The sequence below is a fragment of the Duganella sp. CT11-25 genome, assembly GCF_047302815.1.
Classification (GTDB): Bacteria; Pseudomonadota; Gammaproteobacteria; order Burkholderiales; family Burkholderiaceae_D; genus Rugamonas.
On the sequence record NZ_JBKBFD010000001.1, the window covers coordinates 2,507,328 to 2,523,895 of the forward strand.

General features: G+C 65.7%; 13 protein-coding genes and 1 pseudogene. 8 read left to right on the plus strand and 6 right to left on the minus strand.

Going from position 1 to position 16,568, the window contains the following annotated elements; translation table 11 throughout:
* The first annotated feature begins 1 nt into the window (after position 1).
* The 6 genes from ACEN9F_RS10645 to ACEN9F_RS10670 are packed head-to-tail and all read left to right on the plus strand — an operon-like array spanning position 2 to position 7,363.
* Positions 2-1,216, plus strand: coding sequence for an AGE family epimerase/isomerase (locus ACEN9F_RS10645; protein WP_413419992.1), 1,215 nt, complete (start codon positions 2-4; stop codon positions 1,214-1,216).
* Entirely contained in the window at positions 1,213-2,136 is a 924-nt protein-coding gene (locus ACEN9F_RS10650; protein WP_413419993.1) for a carbohydrate kinase family protein, read from the plus strand. The genes ACEN9F_RS10645 and ACEN9F_RS10650 overlap by 4 nt, the downstream gene beginning before the upstream one ends.
* 34 nt (positions 2,137-2,170) lie before the next feature.
* Complete coding sequence (locus tag ACEN9F_RS10655; RefSeq protein ID WP_413419994.1) at positions 2,171-4,099, plus strand: glycoside hydrolase family 97 catalytic domain-containing protein; 1,929 nt, start codon at positions 2,171-2,173, stop codon at positions 4,097-4,099.
* Positions 4,096-5,364, plus strand: coding sequence for an oligosaccharide MFS transporter (locus ACEN9F_RS10660; protein ID WP_413419995.1), 1,269 nt, complete (start codon positions 4,096-4,098; stop codon positions 5,362-5,364). The genes ACEN9F_RS10655 and ACEN9F_RS10660 overlap by 4 nt, the downstream gene beginning before the upstream one ends.
* The gene (locus ACEN9F_RS10665) at positions 5,348-6,535 is read left to right on the plus strand and encodes a glycoside hydrolase family 88 protein (protein WP_413419996.1); all 1,188 of its coding nucleotides are present in this window, start codon (positions 5,348-5,350) and stop codon (positions 6,533-6,535) included. The genes ACEN9F_RS10660 and ACEN9F_RS10665 overlap by 17 nt, the downstream gene beginning before the upstream one ends.
* 12 nt (positions 6,536-6,547) lie before the next feature.
* Positions 6,548-7,363 (plus strand): hypothetical protein, encoded by an 816-nt coding sequence (locus tag ACEN9F_RS10670; protein WP_413419997.1) that lies wholly within the window; start codon positions 6,548-6,550, stop codon positions 7,361-7,363.
* Here ACEN9F_RS10670 and ACEN9F_RS10675 read toward each other — a convergent pair.
* The 6 genes and pseudogenes from ACEN9F_RS10675 to ACEN9F_RS10700 form a co-directional block, all read right to left on the minus strand.
* Positions 7,353-8,429, minus strand: coding sequence for a LacI family DNA-binding transcriptional regulator (locus tag ACEN9F_RS10675; RefSeq protein ID WP_413419998.1), 1,077 nt, complete (start codon positions 8,427-8,429; stop codon positions 7,353-7,355). The two genes, ACEN9F_RS10670 and ACEN9F_RS10675, sit on opposite strands and share 11 nt — an antisense overlap.
* A 500-nt stretch (positions 8,430-8,929) precedes the next feature.
* Positions 8,930-10,246 carry a sensor histidine kinase gene (locus tag ACEN9F_RS10680; protein ID WP_413419999.1) on the minus strand — a complete coding sequence of 439 codons (1,317 nt, stop codon included), beginning with the start codon at positions 10,244-10,246 and terminating at the stop codon, positions 8,930-8,932.
* Positions 10,239-10,937 (minus strand): response regulator transcription factor, encoded by a 699-nt coding sequence (locus ACEN9F_RS10685; RefSeq protein WP_413420000.1) that lies wholly within the window; start codon positions 10,935-10,937, stop codon positions 10,239-10,241. Before ACEN9F_RS10685 ends, ACEN9F_RS10680 begins: the two co-directional genes overlap by 8 nt.
* A gap of 19 nt (positions 10,938-10,956) precedes the next feature.
* Positions 10,957-11,751, minus strand: a complete 795-nt coding sequence (locus tag ACEN9F_RS10690) for a MipA/OmpV family protein (RefSeq protein WP_413420001.1) — start codon at positions 11,749-11,751, stop codon at positions 10,957-10,959.
* Positions 11,752-11,823: 72 nt separating this feature from the next.
* A pseudogene (locus ACEN9F_RS10695) lies at positions 11,824-12,078 on the minus strand (MlaA family lipoprotein); the annotation flags it as partial.
* A gap of 36 nt (positions 12,079-12,114) precedes the next feature.
* Positions 12,115-12,627, minus strand: coding sequence for a tetratricopeptide repeat protein (locus tag ACEN9F_RS10700; protein WP_413420002.1), 513 nt, complete (start codon positions 12,625-12,627; stop codon positions 12,115-12,117).
* A gap of 266 nt (positions 12,628-12,893) precedes the next feature.
* Between ACEN9F_RS10700 and mutS the strand changes: the two genes are divergently transcribed.
* A complete protein-coding gene (gene mutS, locus ACEN9F_RS10705; RefSeq protein WP_413420003.1) occupies positions 12,894-15,578 on the plus strand; it encodes a DNA mismatch repair protein MutS in 2,685 nt (894 codons plus the stop codon).
* Entirely contained in the window at positions 15,575-16,552 is a 978-nt protein-coding gene (locus ACEN9F_RS10710) for a hypothetical protein (protein ID WP_413420004.1), read from the plus strand. The genes mutS and ACEN9F_RS10710 overlap by 4 nt, the downstream gene beginning before the upstream one ends.
* Positions 16,553-16,568: the final 16 nt, after the last annotated feature.

Genomic DNA, 16,568 nt, shown 5'->3' on the forward strand with positions numbered 1-16,568 from the left:
CATGCTTCCAGATTTTCGCTCGCGCGGGATGCTGCTGTCGCACATCGCCCACACCATGCGCTTCTATCACCCGCGCTGCATCGATCCCAGCGGCGGCTTCTTCCACTTCTTCCGCGACGACGGCACGGTCTACGACCGCCATACGCGCCACCTGGTCAGCAGCACGCGCTTCATCTTCAACTACGCCAAGGCCTGGCGCCAGTTCGGCGACCCGGCCTACCTGGAGGCGCTGCACCACGGCCTGGCCTTCCTGCGTCAGGTGCACCGTAATCCGCGCACCGGCGGCTACGCCTGGCAGCTGTCCTGGAAGGATGGCAGGAAGCAGGTCATCGACGCCGACAACCACTGCTACGGCCTGGCCTTCGTGCTGCTGGCCTATGCGCAGGCGCTGGCGGCCGGTGTCGGCGAGGCGCGCGACCACATGACGGAAACCTTCGAGCTGATGGAGCGCCGCTTCTGGCAGCCGGAACACGGCCTGTACGCCGACCAGGCCAGCGGCGACTGGAGCGTGCTCGATCCCTATCGCGGGCAGAACGCCAACATGCACGCCTGCGAAGCGCTGATCGCCGCCTTCGAGGCCAGCGGCGAAACCCACTACCTGCAGCGCGCCGCCGTGCTGGCCCACAACATCACCGTGCGCCAGGCGGCGCTGGCCGGCGGCATGATCTGGGAGCACTACCACGCCGACTGGTCGGTGGACTGGGACTACAACCGTCACGACAAGAGCAATATCTTCCGTCCATGGGGCTACCAGCCGGGTCACCTGACCGAATGGGCCAAGCTGCTGCTGCAACTGGAACGCCATCCGGTGGCGCTGGACGGCCAGACCGCATGGCTGGCGCCGCGCGCGGCCGACCTGTTCAACCTCGCCGTATCGAAGGCCTGGGATGCGCAGCATGGCGGCATCCACTACGGCTTCGGGCCTGACGACGAGATCTGCGACGCCGACAAGTATTTCTGGGTGCAGGCCGAAAGCCTGGCGGCGGCCGCCGTGCTGGCACAACGCACCGGCGACGACGGCTACTGGGTCTGGTACGACCAGATCTGGGCCTATAGCTGGCGCCACTTCGTCGACCACCAGCATGGCGCCTGGTATCGCGTGCTGGGTCCCGCCAACGAAAAGCTCAGCGACGAGAAAAGCCCGGCCGGCAAAGTCGACTACCACACCATGGGCGCGTGCTATGAAGTGCTGCACGGTCTGGGGAGCGAGGCATGAGCGGCCTACCCGTCTTCGTATCGGCCGGCGAGGCGCTGACCGACCTGCTGCGCAGCGGCGCCGATAGCTGGACCAGCCAGGTCGGTGGCTCGACCTGGAATGTGGCCCGCGTGATGGCCAGCCTCGGTGTGCCGAGCGCATTCGCCGGCGCCATCAGCGACGACGTGTTCGGCGACGCGCTGCTGCAGGCCAGCGCGGAAGCGGGACTTGATCCGCGCTTCCTGCAGCAGCTTGGCCGTTCGCCACTGCTGGCCATCGTGTACGAGCGTAATCCGCCGCGCTATTTCTTCGTCGGCGACGACAGCGCCGACCTGCACTTCGATCCGAGCCGGCTGCCGGCCGGCTGGCAAGGCGCCGCGTCGTGGGTGCATTTCGGCGGCATCAGCCTGGCGCGGCCGCCGCTGCGCGACAAGCTGCTGGCGCTGGCCGCGCGGCTCAAGGAACAGGGTGTATCGATCAGCTACGATCCGAACTACCGGGCGCTGATGGACGAACGCTACGATCCTGTGCTGCGGCAGATGACGGCGCTGGCCGACGTGATCAAGGTATCGGACGAGGACTTGTGTGGCCTGTTCCGCTGCCGGGATCCGGAACCGGCGCTGGCCGCGCTACGCGCCATCAACCCGGGTGCGCTCTATCTCTACACGCTGGGCGCCGCCGGCGCCAGGCTGCTGCACGGTGATCGGGAATGGCGCGCGCCGGCACCGGCGGTGCGGGTGGCCGATACCGTCGGCGCCGGCGATGCCAGCATCGCCGCCCTGCTGTATAGCCTCATGCGCCATCCGGCGGCCGGCATGGACCAGCATCTGCGCCATGCCGTCGCCGGCGGCGCGGCCGCCGGCCGGGCGCGGGGCGCCGCGCCGCCGACGCTGGAGCAGCTGCATGGCTTGCTGCCCGCAGTGTCGGTCTACAATCACTAAGCGGTACATTACAAAGATAATAATTGAGACAACTATGAAAATCCTTGCCAGTTTCCTGGGACTGCTGCTGACGGCGTGGATGCCGCTGGCCGCGCACGCCCAGTCAGCGCAGCAGCACCATCTTGCCAGCGTCTCCTCGCCCGACAAGAACATCCAGTACATCTTCTATCAAAAGGTGCTGGCCGGCGGCGAGCGGCAGCTGCACTACCGCGTCAACTACAAGCACAAGCCGGTGATCCTCGATTCGCTGCTCGAACTGCGGCTGGATAATCACCTGTCCGAAAGCGCGATGGCGCTGAAGGTGGACCGACGCGCCAAATGGTTCGACAACCTCGCCATCACCGGCAACGGCATCACCGCGCACGACAGCAGCTGGACCCCAGGCTACGGCGAGCAAGCCGTGATCCCGGACCGCTACAACCTGCTGACCATCGACATGGTCAAGGACGACAATCCCGACTACAAGCTGCAGCTTGAAGTACGCGCCTACGACGAAGGCGTGGCCTTCCGCTTCAGCTTCCCCGAGCATCCGAAAGGCAGCTACTACCGCATCACCGCCGAGAACACCGAGTTCGCGCTGCCGGTGGGCGCCAAGGCCTGGTACCACGGCTGGGCGCAAGCGCCCTACAAGCAGCTGGAGCTGGCCGACTGGCCCGACGAATCCGAGCGTCCGCTGACGCTGGAACTGCTGGGCGGCATCCACGTCAGCCTGCTGGAGGCGCAGATGGTCGACTACGCGCGCACCAAGTTCAAGTTGAGCAAGGAGCGCCCGAACACACTGGTCACGTCGATGCACGACGCGGCCGACCTGATCTCGCCGTTTTCCACGCCATGGCGCGGCATCATGGTCGCGGAATCGGCCGGCGCGCTGGCCGAGCATAGCTACTTCATCCTCAACCTGAATCCACCTTCGCGCATCGCGCAGCCCGACTGGATCAAGCCTGGCAAGATCATGCGCGTGATGACGCAGACCACCGCCAGCGCCAGGGCCAACATCGATTTCGCCGCGCGGCGCGGCCTGCAGTACATCCTGTTCGACTGGAAGTGGTACGGCCCGGCCTTCAGCTTCGATTCGGACGCCAGCAAGGTCGCGATACCGGACTTCGACCTGCCCGCCATCATCGCCTACGGCAAGAGCAAGGGCATCGGCGTCTGGCTGTACGTGAACCAGCAAGCCTTGCTGACGCAGTCCGACACGCTGTTCAAGACCTACCGCGACTGGGGCGTCAAGGGCGTCAAGTTCGGCTTCGTGCAGGTCGGCTCGCACCGCTGGTCCACCTGGGTCAACCAGGCCATACGCCAGGCGGCCGACGCCCACATCATGGTCAACATCCACGACGACTGGCGCCCGACCGGCGAGCAGCGCACCTGGCCCAACCTGCTGACCGCCGAGGGGGTGCGCGGCAACGAGGAAATGCCTAGCGCCACCGACAACACCATACTGCCCTTCACCCGCTACCTGGCCGGTGCCGCCGACTACACGATCTGCTACTTCGATCCGCGCATCAAGACCACCCATGCGCACCAGCTGGCGCTGGCGGCGATCTATTACAGCCCGCTGCAAACGCTGTACTGGTACGACAAGCCGGAAATGGAGCACAACGAGCCGGAGCTGGAATTCTGGGACCGCATTCCGACCAGCTGGGACCAGACCAGGGTGCTGCATGGAACCCCCGGCCAGTTCATCACCACCGCGCGCCGCAAGGGCGAAGACTGGTTCATCGGCAGTATCACCAACAACGATGCGCGCGCGCTGTCGGTCAAGCTGGACTTCCTGGCACCGGGCAGGCCGTACCAGGCCAGCATCTATTCGGACGACGCCAACGCGCCCGGCGCCACGCACGTGAAGATCGAGCGCCGCCTGGTCGACGCCTCCAGCGTGATCGACACGCGCCTGTCCGCATCCGGCGGCCAGGCAATCTGGATCACGCCCGTCGCGGCGCATGCAGGGAGCCGGCCATGACCGACAAGCAAAACCATTTCCGCTTCCTGTGCAGCTTCGTCTTCATCTACTTCTTCGCGCAGGCGATGAGCGTGTCGCTGTTGACGCTGTGGCTCCGCAACACCTTGCAGCTGAGCGGCGCCGAAGCCGGCGTGGTGTTCTCGGCGAACTTCATCGCCGCCATGTGCTCGCAGCCGGTCTACGGCTTCATCTCCGACAAGGTCGGCACGCGCAAGCACATCCTGTGGGCGGTCGGCGCGCTGTGCAGCCTGTGCGGCCTGTTCTTCGTCTACGTCTACGCGCCGCTGCTGAAGGCCAACCTGCTGCTGGGCGCGGTCGCCGGCGGCGCCTACCTGGGCGTGACCTTCATCGCCGGCAGCTATGCGATCGAATCGTATGTGGATCGCATCGGCCGCCGCCACGGCTTCGAGTACAGCCGCGTGAGGCTGTGCGGATCGCTGGGCTTCGCCAGCGCCGCCATGCTGACCGGCCGCCTGTACAACATCAACCCCGGCATCAACTTCTTCATCGCCTCCGGCGCCGGCCTGGTGCTGATCGCGATGCTGGCGCTGTGGAAGACCGGCAGCGGCGCCGCCGACGAGGCCACGACCGCCGCCGGCAAGGTCAAGCTGGCCGACGCGCTGGCATTGCTGCGCGATCCCAAGTTCTGGCGCTTCATGGTGTTCATCCTCGGCGTGACCAATCTGTACCTGGTGTTCGACCAGCAGTTCCCCAGCTACTTCGCCTCGCTGTTCCCGACGCCGCAACAGGGCGCCGCCATGTTCGGCTACCTGAACTCGGCGCAGATCTTCATCGAGGCCGGCGGACTGTTCCTGTCGCCGCTGCTGGTGCGGCGCATCGGCGCCAAGCGCGGGCTGATGCTGGCCGGCGTCATCATGATGTTGCGCATCGGCGGCTCCAGCTTCGCGGTCGGCCCGGTGTCGATCTCGGTGTTGAAGATGCTGCATTCGCTGGAGCTGCCGATCTTGGTGGTGTCGGTGTTCCGCTACATCGCCCACCACTTCGACAACCGGCTCGCCTCCACGATCTACATGGTCGGCGTCAGCTTCGGCCATTCGCTGGGGCTGGCGATCCTGTCGCCGCTGGCCGGCAAGAGCTACGACCTGCTCGGCTTCCCGGCCACCTACCTGGTGCTGGCAGGCCTGGGCGCCGTGTTCCTCGCGCTGTCCGCCTGGGCGCTGGAAGCCACACCGCCTGAAATCACGCGCAACTCAACACCTTCACCCGCCTCGCTTGCAAAGGAATCCAATGCCTCCGTCTCTTAACCCCGCCATCATGGAAACGCTCAAGGACGGCAGCGCGCCGCAGCGCGACGACCAGTTGATGGTCGAACAGGCGCTGGCCAGCGCGCTGGCCGCCGTCGACCGCAACCTTGCCCACTTCGGCGACCAGTTCCCCGCACCGTCCAGCGTCGCTGGCGTGTACCCGGCGATGGGCAACGACGAATGGACCAACGGTTTCTGGACCGGCATGCTGTGGCTGGCCTACGAGGCCAGCGGCGCACCGCGCTACCGCGAGGCGGCCGAGCGCCAGGTGCTCAGCTTCCACCGCCGCCAGGCCGAACGCCACAACGTCAACCACCACGACCTCGGATTTTTGTACAGCCTGTCCTGTGTGTCGGCCTACAAGCTGACCGGAAGCGCCGTCGCGGCCGAGGCGGCGATGGGCGCTGCGCGCCTGCTGCTGGAACGCTATCAGCCGCGCGCCGGCATCATCCAGGCCTGGGGCGACCTGAATGATCCCGAGCAGGCCGGCCGCATGATCATCGATTGCAACCTGAACCTGCCGCTGCTGTACTGGGCCAGCGACTACAGCGGCGAGCCGGCTTTCCGCGACGCCGCCAACCGCCACATCGAAGCGGCCGCGCGCCACATCGTGCGCGCCGACGGTTCGACCTTCCACACCTTCTACTTCGACCCGGCCAGCGGCGCGCCGCGCCATGGGAAGACCCATCAGGGATTCGCGGACGACTCGTGCTGGGCGCGCGGGCAAGCCTGGGGCATCTCCGGCTTCCCGCTGGTGTACCGCCACAACGGTGACACGCGCCTGCTGGAGCTATCCAAGGTGCTGGCCAACTACTACCTGAACCGCCTGCCGGAAGATGGCGTCTGCTACTGGGACCTGGTCTTCACCTCGGGCGCCGAGGAACGCGACAGCTCGGCCGCCGCCATCGCCGCCTGCGGCCTGCTGGAGCTGGCCAACAGCCTGCCGCTGCTCGATCCGCTGCGCGGCGATTACCAGCGCGCGGCGCTGCGCACAGTGCGCCAGCTGTCCGAACGCTATCAAGGCAACGACCTCCCGGGTGGCGGCCTGCTGCGGCACGCGGTTTACCACAAGCCGCACGGCATCGGCGTCGACGAGAGCTGCATCTGGGGCGACTACTTCTACCTCGAAGCCCTGCTGCGCCTGAGCCGCAGCTGGACATCCTACTGGTAACACGGAGCACACATGACATTGAACCACCGATTGCTGGCCATCGACGAAGGCCGCCAGCGCCTGTCGCTGATCGACACCATCCACCCCGGCGCAGGCTGGACCCGCGAGCTGGCCGACTTCCCGCTGGCGCGCGACATGCAGCGGCTGGACGCCAACCGCGCGCTGATCGGCTTTGAGCGCGGCTACTTTGAAATCGACATCGGCAGCGGCGAAGTGCTGGCCGCCTGCGACCGCTGGGCCGACGTCACCTCCGCCCGCCGGCAGGACGACGGCAGCACGCTGGTGACCGGCTATAACCTCGACGGCGAAGGCGGCATCAACGTGCTGACGCTGGACGCCGGCGGCCAACTGCGGCACACCGCGCGCCGCGACGGCGACTACGTGCGGCTGATGCGCCCCACCGTCGCCGGCAGCTACCTGCTGTGCATGAACGATCACATCCTGGAAACCGACAGCGCGCTGAACGCGCTGCGCGAGCTGCGCGCGCCGGGCTTCGAACATGCGTGGAAAGCGGAGCGCTGCGCCGACGGCTCGACGCTGGTGGCGGCCGGCTACGGCGGCTTCATGGCGCGCTTCGATGCCGGGGGCCGGCTGGCCGGCACCTTCGGCGGCGCCGGCGACGTGGCGCCGGAGATCGCGCCGTTCTTCTACGCCAGCTTCCAGCAGCTGGACAACGGCCACCTGGTGGTGGCCAACTGGCAGGGACATGGACCGGACAACGGCGCCAAGGGCCGTCAGTTGCTGGAGTTCGATGCGGCCGGCCGCCTGCTGGGAGACTGGTCCGATCCGGAGCGCATCTCCTCGCTGCAGGGCATCCTTATCCTGTAAGCGCGTCGCCGTCCTGGGCGCCGGCGGCAGCCGGGTCCGAGGACTCGCGCGCGATCAGCGTGAACGGCAACAGCTTGTGCTGCGCCACCACCGGACCGCCGGCGCGGCGGCGGCGTATCTGTTCGATCAGCAGGTCGACGGCGGCGCGCGCCATGTCGCCGATCGGCTGGTGGATGGTGGTCAGCTCCGGCCACACCGTGGTGGCGACCGGCGTATCGTCGAAGCCGCACACCACCAGGTCTTCCGGCACCTGCAGGTGCAGGCCGTGGGCCACCGCGATGACGGCCGCCGCCATGTCGTCGTTGGCGGCGAAGATGGCGCTCGGCCGGCTCTTGCGTCCCAACAGCTGGCGCGCCGCGCTCAACCCGGAACGGTAGGTGAACAGGCCGGGCGCGACGCGCTCCGGCGCCACCTTCAGGCCGGCCTGCTCCATCGCATCCAGGTAGGCCTGGTAGCGCAACTGCGCCGGCGTGTGCAGCGGGTCGCCCTGCACGAAGGCGATGTCGGTATGGCCCAGTCCCAGCAGGTAGCGCATCATCGCCATCGCGCCTTCATAGTCGTCGATGCGGACGGCCGAGACGCCGGCCAGCGGACGGCCGGTGGCGATGGCCACGGTCGGCATGCCGATCTGGTCGAGCTGCTTGAGGGCGGACTTGGAATCGCACAGCGGCGGCGGCACCAGGATGCCGTCGGCGCCGTTGGCGATCAGGCGGGCGATGGCGCTGCGCTGGCTGCGCATGTCGTCGCAGCGTTCCAGGATCAACTGGCCGCCGCTCTGGCTGCACTGCTCCATCGCGCCGACCAGGAAGGCGCTCAGGTAGGCCGAGCTGGGATTGCTGTACAACAGGCCGACGCCGAGCGTGCCGACGCGCGCCGCGCGGGCGGCGAAGTTCACCTGGTAGTTGAGCGACGCGGCGGCGGCGGTCACCTTGTCGCGCGTGGCTTCGGAGACGTGCGTATTGCCGTTCATGACGCGCGATACGGTCATCGCCGATACGCCGGCTATCCGGGCAACGTCGTAGATGGTCGCGCCGGTCTGGCTACGGTCGGTTTGTTTTACAGGCACCATTGATTCCGGTTGTTCAGGCAAGTGTCGATTATATGCGGTCGAGTTGATAAAACCCAGTGAAGTCAGGCGCGATCCCCATGTTTAGCGGCCAGGATGCGATGTTGCGCCGCCACCCGGCAAGTGTATGGACGAAAAAAGGCCGGCGGCTGAAAAAGCCGCCGGATCAAAGCGGCCGGGGTGGCCGCTTAAACACTGGCGAGTGACGGTGAAACATCCGCTACCGACAACCTGTTGAAACTCAAGTTATCGATAACAGAATCCATCTTATCACAGCTTTTACCCGGCGCCGAGCTTTTTTGCGAAGGCCGCGAACACGCCGCGCGGGCCCCGATCAGGAAACCAATAACGGTATGCGAAAATAGACTTGGCAAAAATTTGTGCGACGCGGCACAATGTATTCGTCTCCTCCAAATCTCTCCAAAGGAATTGGACTTAACCCGCGCACATCGCGGGTTTTTTTTTGGTGTCGAGCTCCGTCCGGAAGTGCCCGCGTGAAGTCACTCGTCGTAAAAGCGCAGCTGCGCCAGCGTTCCCTTGGAAATGGTCGACGAGACCAGCAGCGACCAGCCAAATCGCTCACAAATGCGCTTGGTCAGGAATAGCCCCAGGCCCTGCCCGCCGCCCAGCTTCACCGAGTTGCGCAGCGACAGGGAATATCTGCGCGCCGCGGCAACGGTGTCAAAGCCGGTGCCGCAGTCGCGCACACTCAGGCACCCGCGGTCAAGCGCGACATGGATCGCGCCTTCATAGCTGTTTTCGGCCGCGTTGCGCAGCAGGTTGCCGATCACGATGCGCACCATCGCCTCAGGCGCCTTGACCCACAGCGGCGCGGCCGTGTCGAGCATATAGTCAACCAGCTTACCTTCCAGTAAATGCCGGTGGTCGGCCACCAGCACGTCCAGCAATGCGTCGATGCGCGTGGTCTCGTTGTGGGCCTGCCCGTCCGGCTCGCGCGACAGATAAAGCAAGGCCGCCATGATCTCGGTCAGGTTATCGGTCGTCGCACGTATCCTTTGCAGCGGCGCCAGCGAGCTTGGCGGCAGCGCCTGCCGCATCAGGACGTCGGTCGCGCCGGCGATGACCGCGATCGGCGTGCGGAACTCATGGCTGGCCTGGTCCAGCAAGCCGCGCTCGCGTTGAATAAACCGCTCCACGCGCACCAGGTGCTGGTTAACGAGCACGGCGATATCATGCAGCTCGATCAATTGAAAATCGACCGACAGACGCGCGGACGGTTGTTCCGGGTCCAGCTCATTCATCGCCAGCGCCAGCTCCTGCATGGGCCGCCTGAGGCTGCGGTAAATCCAGAGCGCACTGAGCGTGATCATGATCACGCCCAGCATCCAGAACACGGCACCCAGCACGACGCTCCTGTTCTGGTCGCGCTCCAATTCCGTGATATCCAGCGACATCACAATCCGCTCCGCTCCGGCCGCGGTCACCAGCACCGCATGGCTGCCTGCATCGAGATTATCGGTTTTCTCCTCGTCATAGTAGCCGGGCGCCAGCTTGGCGAAGTAGACCGGCATATCACCTGGAATGCGCTCCCCGGACAGGCGCCAGCCACGCAGGGGTCCCTGCGATGGCAGGGGGAAGCCGGGCTGCTCTCGCGCCGACGCCAGATACTGGGAGGTGCTCGACATCAGCAGTTGCTCCCAGATCGGATGGACGATCAGGCCCTGGCTCAGTCTCGCCTGAAATATAATGCCGAGGGTCATCACCAGCCCGAACAGGATAAAGGCCAGGCTGATTTTCCATTGCAGACTACGGCGGCGCACCACCGGGTGGGCGTTCTGTGTTTTTGATTCAATCATGTCCAGACCGTATGCGATAGCCAGAGCCGGTGACGGTCTGGATTAATTTGACGACAGAATCACCATCCACCGCCTTGCGCAGCATGTGCATGTGCGAGCGCAGTATGTCGGCGTCGGGCACGGCGTCCTTCCAGATCAGGTTCTCAAGGTCCTCGCGGCGCACCACGTGGGGCGACCTGCGCATCAGCAGTTCCAGCAATTGGCGCCGGATCGGCGAAAGCGCGAGTTCGCGCCCGGCCCTGGTGACAAGCTGCGTGCCCAGGTCGAACCGCAAATCGGCCACTGCGAGCACGCGCGAGTGCGTTTGTGCGGCCTTGGCGCGGGTCACGACCACACGCAGCCTGATCTCAAGTTCAGCCAGCGCGATCGGCTTGACCAGATAGTCGTCGGCGCCGGCCTCAAAACCCTGGATCTTGTTTTCCACCTGGTCTTTTGCCGTTAGAAAAAGCACCGGAATGTCCGATTTCAGTTCGCCCCGAAGGCGGGTCAGCATCGCCATGCCGTCCATGCGCGGCATCATCCAGTCCAGCACGATCGCATCGTATCGATGCAGCCCGATCAGGCCGAGCGCGGACTCGCCGTCGGGCGCGGCGTCGGGCAGATGGCCGCAGGCTTCCAGGAAATCGTAGATATTGGCCGCCAGCGCGGCATTGTCTTCGACAATCAATATGCTCAGTGCCTGTTCGATCATCGTGCGCCCTTTATGAAGCTCAAAATCCCCTCGATACGCCCAGGATCAGCGAGGCGCTGCCATTGGCGCCTTGCTTGATCAAGGGGCTGTCGGTAATTTTGGTCGGCAGTATTTTGTACGAGAAACTGCCCAATATAATCCACTTTCCTGACAGCGGATGCACCACGTCGATGCCGATGGCCGGCACCGCCGCACTGCCCGGCTTGTAGTTGACGACACCGCGCGCGACCTCGGCGTCGTGGGTCCCGTAGTAGTAGTTGGACAGTTTCTTCGACATGAGGGAGACGCCGGCATGGGGCGTGATCCGCGTACCGCCGAACCGGATTGGATAGCCGTACTTCAGGCTGCCCTCGTAGCCCTTGCTGGCGCCCGTCGCATCCGCCTTGACGCCGACTTCCAGCTCGCCAAGGTCCCCGCCCCAGGCCGCCGCGATGCCCAGGTCCAGGCCATCGTCGCGATTGTCCAGCAGATCCCGGTGAATGCCGCGCTGGGCCAGTTCGCGGGCGCCGAAGTCCTTGCGCTTGATGCCGCCAAAGCGGGCCGACAGCGTGGCGTCCAGGCTGAAGCCGTCGCGATCGGCCAGATGAAGCCCGCCGCCGATACCGCGCCAGAAAAACCGCTCGCTCTCGTAGGACACCAACGGTACCGGCATGATCTTGCGATCCTCGCCGGCATACACCTGGGACGACACGACGGCGCCCAGGCCCAGGCTCAGCGTCGGACGCGGGCCGCCATCGTCGTCCGGTCCGGGTGCGGCGGATACCGCGCCGTGCGTGGTCAGCAAGATGGCAGGGATGATGTTTGACAGCTTCATTAAAATTCCTTGGAGAGAGTGTGTGGTGGATGAGTTTTGCAGCGAGCGATGACTATGCCGCATGGGGTGTCGCTAAAGTGTCGCGACCGGCGTTTCCCCGTCGGGCACTTTGCTCTGGTGCCACTGAAGGAAGCCATCACGGAGGAATGCATAGTGGTCGAGTGCCGCCACATCAAGCAGATCTGTTGCGAAGTCGACAGGGAGCGCACTGGCGTCGAGCATCGTCGACGGCCCCAGCAATGGCAGCATCAGGTAAAGACCGGAGGGCACGTCCCAATGGCCCGGCGCTTGGCCGAAGTCCTCGTCATGCGTGGCAAGGCCGCCTTTTGAAGCGACTTCGACGCCAGTCCGCTTTTTTGCTCTTCAATGCGGGGGATTAATCGATTTCATCACATCCTCCTTGGAGAATCGCTTGTCCAGCCATGTCGCCGAGTTTGCAGCTGCCGAGGCAATGACAGTGACGGCAAGACTCGCACGCCCATCCAGAACGAGACATCGGGCCTGAGCTATCCGGGCGGCATCCAGATAGTAGCCGTCCCGGGTTATTTCAGACCTCGCGACACATCGCCCAAAGGACCGTGCGGCATCCGTATAGTTTCCCAAGCGATACTCGACATAGCCTTTTTTGAACAAATAAGGTGGATATTCAGGTGAAATTTTGAGGGCCACAGAGACAGCGCTACTCGCCTTCGCAAAATCCTCGCTCATTTCATGAACATGAGCCAACTTGCTCCAGGCACTAGCGTCTTCAGGGGCAGCAACGATCCACTGCTCGGCCAGGGTCAAGGCAGATGCAAGCTGCTCACTGTCGATTGCCCGATCGATTTCAACCGCATACTTCATCGCCCCCTCATTGCGACGGGATTGCCGCCACATCTTTCGCTAACCTGGCCCCGCATACATTGGTCCATTGTAGCGCCGTGCAGCCCCTTTGCCGATCCGGAGACGCGAACCACGCCGCACATCGTTCGCGGGCGATGGCCTACTCTCGCTCGCATCTGGTCATCGCATCGATCCTTCACGTCAAGGCAGTTCCACGAATTCGTCAGCGCACCGCCGAAAGCGGTAGAATGACGGGTTAAGCGCGGAGGCCGTTTGAGTCTCCGCAAAACCAGACTCATCGCACCGCCGAAAAAGAACCAATGACCACCGTCCCGAACGAAATCAACGCCGCCGCCGTCAAGAACAGCCCTACCGAAAAAGTCACGCCGATGATGCAGCAGTACCTCAGCATCAAGGCCGAGTACCCGGACATGCTGGTGTTCTACCGCATGGGCGATTTCTATGAGCTGTTCCACGAGGACGCGGAGAAGGCTTCGCGCGTGCTCGGCATCACGCTGACCGCGCGCGGCTCGTCGGGCGGCCAGCCGATCAAGATGTGCGGCGTGCCTTTCCATTCGCTCGAAGGCTACCTGGCCAAGCTGGTCAAGATCGGCGAGTCCTGCGCGATCTGCGAACAGATCGGCGACCCGGCCACCAGCAAGGGCCCGGTCGAACGCAAGGTGATGCGCGTGGTCACGCCGGGCACCCTGACCGATGCCGACCTGCTGCCGGAAAAGGCCGAACGTCCGCTGCTGGCGATGTGCATCATCAGCCAGCGCAAGGTGGCCACCGCCGGCCTGGCGTGGCTGTCGCTGGCCAGCGGCGCGCTGAAGCTGATGGAGTTCTCCGGCGACAGCCGCACCGTCAACCTGCGCATGCTGCAGGAGCTGGAGCGCATCGCGCCGGCCGAGATCCTGCGCGGCGATAACGCCGACCTGTTCGAGGAAAACCTGAGCTGCCACGTCAACCGCGTGCCGGACTGGCACTTCGACGTCGTCAGCGGCCACAAGGCGCTGCTCGATCAACTGAGCGTGGCGACGCTGACCGGCTTCGGCGCCGACGGCCTGGGCGCGGCGTTCGGCGCGGCCGGCGCGCTGCTGCGCTACGCGCAGTCGACGCAGGGACGCGGCCTGCAGCACGTGCGCACGCTGTCGACCGAAACCGAAAATGAATTCATCGGCCTCGACGCCGCCACCCGCCGCAACCTGGAACTGACCGAGACCATCCGCGGCCAGGAGTCGCCTACCCTGTTCTCGCTGCTGGACCACTGCCGCACCGCGATGGGTTCGCGCCTGCTGCGCTACTGGCTGCACCACGCGCGCCGCGACCAGGGCGTGGCGCGCTCGCGCCACCAGGCCATCGCCGCGCTGGGCCAGGCCGACGCCACCGGCGGCCTGTCGCACACACTGGCCGAAGTGCCGGACATCGAACGCATCACCACCCGCATCGCGCTGCTGTCGGCGCGTCCACGCGACCTGGCCAGCCTGCGCGACGGCCTGTCGCAGCTGCCCGCGCTGCGCCAGGGACTGAGCCGCGCCATCACTGACGCCGACGGCCTGCTGGCCGCGATCCATGCCGACATCGCCACACCGGCCGCCTGCCTGGACCTGCTGCAGCGCGCAGTGGCGCCTGAACCGGCGGCCATGGTGCGCGACGGCGGCGTGTTCGCGCGCGGCTACGACGCCGAGCTGGACGAGCTGCGCGCGCTGTCGGAGAACGCCGGGCAGTTCCTGGTCGACCTGGAGACGCGCGAACGCGCCCGCACCGGCATCGCCAACCTGCGCGTCGAGTACAACAAGGTGCACGGCTTCTACATCGAAGTCACGCACGGCCAGACCACCAAGGTGCCGGACGACTACCGCCGCCGCCAGACGCTGAAGAACGCCGAGCGCTATATCACGCCGGAACTGAAGGCGTTCGAGGACAAGGCGCTGTCGGCGCAGGACCGCGCGCTGGCACGCGAGAAGATGCTGTACGACCTGCTGCTGGGCGACCTGGCGCCGTTCATCGGCACCCTGCAGACCATCTCGAAGGCGCTGGCGCAGCTGGACGCACTGACCTCGCTGACCGAGCACGCGCTGCGCCACAACTGGTGCGCGCCGCAGCTGGTCGAGACGCCATGCATCAACATCGTCGAAGGCCGCCATCCGGTGGTGGAGAACCAGATCGAGCGCTTCATCGCCAACGATTGCCGCTTCGTCGACGACCGCCGCCTGCTGCTGATCACCGGTCCCAACATGGGCGGTAAATCGACCTTCATGCGCCAGGTGGCACTGATCACGCTGCTGGCCTACATGGGCAGCTACGTGCCGGCGGCCAGCGCGGCGATCGGTCCGATCGACCGCATCTTCACCCGCATCGGCGCGACCGACGACCTGGCCGGCGGCCGCTCCACCTTCATGGTGGAGATGACCGAGGCGGCGGCGATCCTCAACGGCGCCACCGAGCATTCGCTGGTGCTGATGGATGAAATCGGCCGCGGCACCTCGACCTTCGACGGCCTGGCACTGGCGTGGGCGATCGCGCGCCATCTGATCGACACCAGCCGCAGCTTCTCGCTGTTCGCCACCCACTACTTCGAACTGACGCAGCTGCCGGAGAGCCATCCGACCGCGTACAACGTGCACCTGTCGGCGGTCGAGCACAAGGACAGCATCGTGTTCCTGCACGCGGTGCAGGACGGTCCCGCCTCGCAGAGCTACGGCTTGCAGGTGGCGCAGCTGGCCGGCGTGCCGCAGCCTGTGATCAAGGCCGCGCGCAAGCACCTGGCGCGCCTGGAAGCGCAGGCGCTGGATGCGACGCCGCAGCTGGACCTGTTCGCCGCGCCGTCCACCGATGCCGACGACGACGAAGTGGCGCCGCCGGCGGCTGGCAACACCACCAGCCCGGCCATGCGCGAGCTGCTCGACGCGCTGGACGATCTCGATCCCGATGCGCTGACCCCGCGCGAGGCGCTGGACCGCCTGTATCAGCTGAAGCGCCTGACGGAGTCGGCGCAGGCATGATGTGCACGCCGCGCAGCCGCCGCGCGATGCTGTGCGCCTCGCTGGTGCTGGCGGCGCTGGCGTCGTCGGCCGCGCACGCCGCGCCGCCCAAGCCGCGCGGCTTCCAGTTCGGCGTGATCGGCCACGCTCTCCAGGCGTCGCAGGATGAAGCCGCGCTCAAGCGGGCCATCGCCGAGGCGACGCAAGCCAATCCGGCCTTCATCGTCGCCACCGGCATCAAGGCCGGCAGCGAGCCTTGCAGCGACAGGCTGTATGCCCAGCGCCGCGCGCTGCTGGACGAGTCGGCGCAGCCGATGATCGTGTCGCTGGCCGGCAGCGACTGGAGCGGTTGCCTCAACTCGGCCGGCCGCTCGAACGCGATCGAGCGCCTGAACCGCTTGCGTGAACTGTTCTACGGCGACGGCGAATCGCTGGGCGCGCGCCGCATCCCGCTGACACGCTTGTCGTCCACCGCCAAGTTCCGCAGCTACGCGGAGAACGCGCACTGGGAATACGGCAAGGTGCTGTTCGCAACCGTCAACCTGCCGGCCAATAACAACCACTACCGCCCGGAGGCGGGCCGCAACAGCGAGTACGAGGATCGCCTGGTGGCCAACCGTGCCTGGCTGCATCGCCTGTTCACGCTGGCCACACGGCAGAAGATGCAGGGACTGGTGCTGTTCTCCGACGGCGACGTCGGACTGCAGGCGGACGAAGGCTTCTCGCTGCTGCCCAGCTTCCAGTCCAGGCAGGACGGCTTCGCCGAGCCGCGCCGGCAAATCAAGGCGATGGCGGAAAAATTCAAGGGGAAGGTGCTGCTGATCGATGCGCAGAACAGCGCGGCGGCGGCGACAACGGGCAGCGAACCGGCCATCCAGTGGCGCGACAATGTGGGGCATCTGAGCCTCGGCGCCGAGTGGGCCGAGGTGCGCGTCGCGCCGGGCGCCGCCACCCTGTTCAGCATCAAGGGCGGCGGCGCCGACGCGCCGCAGTAACGCGCGGGCGCGCTAC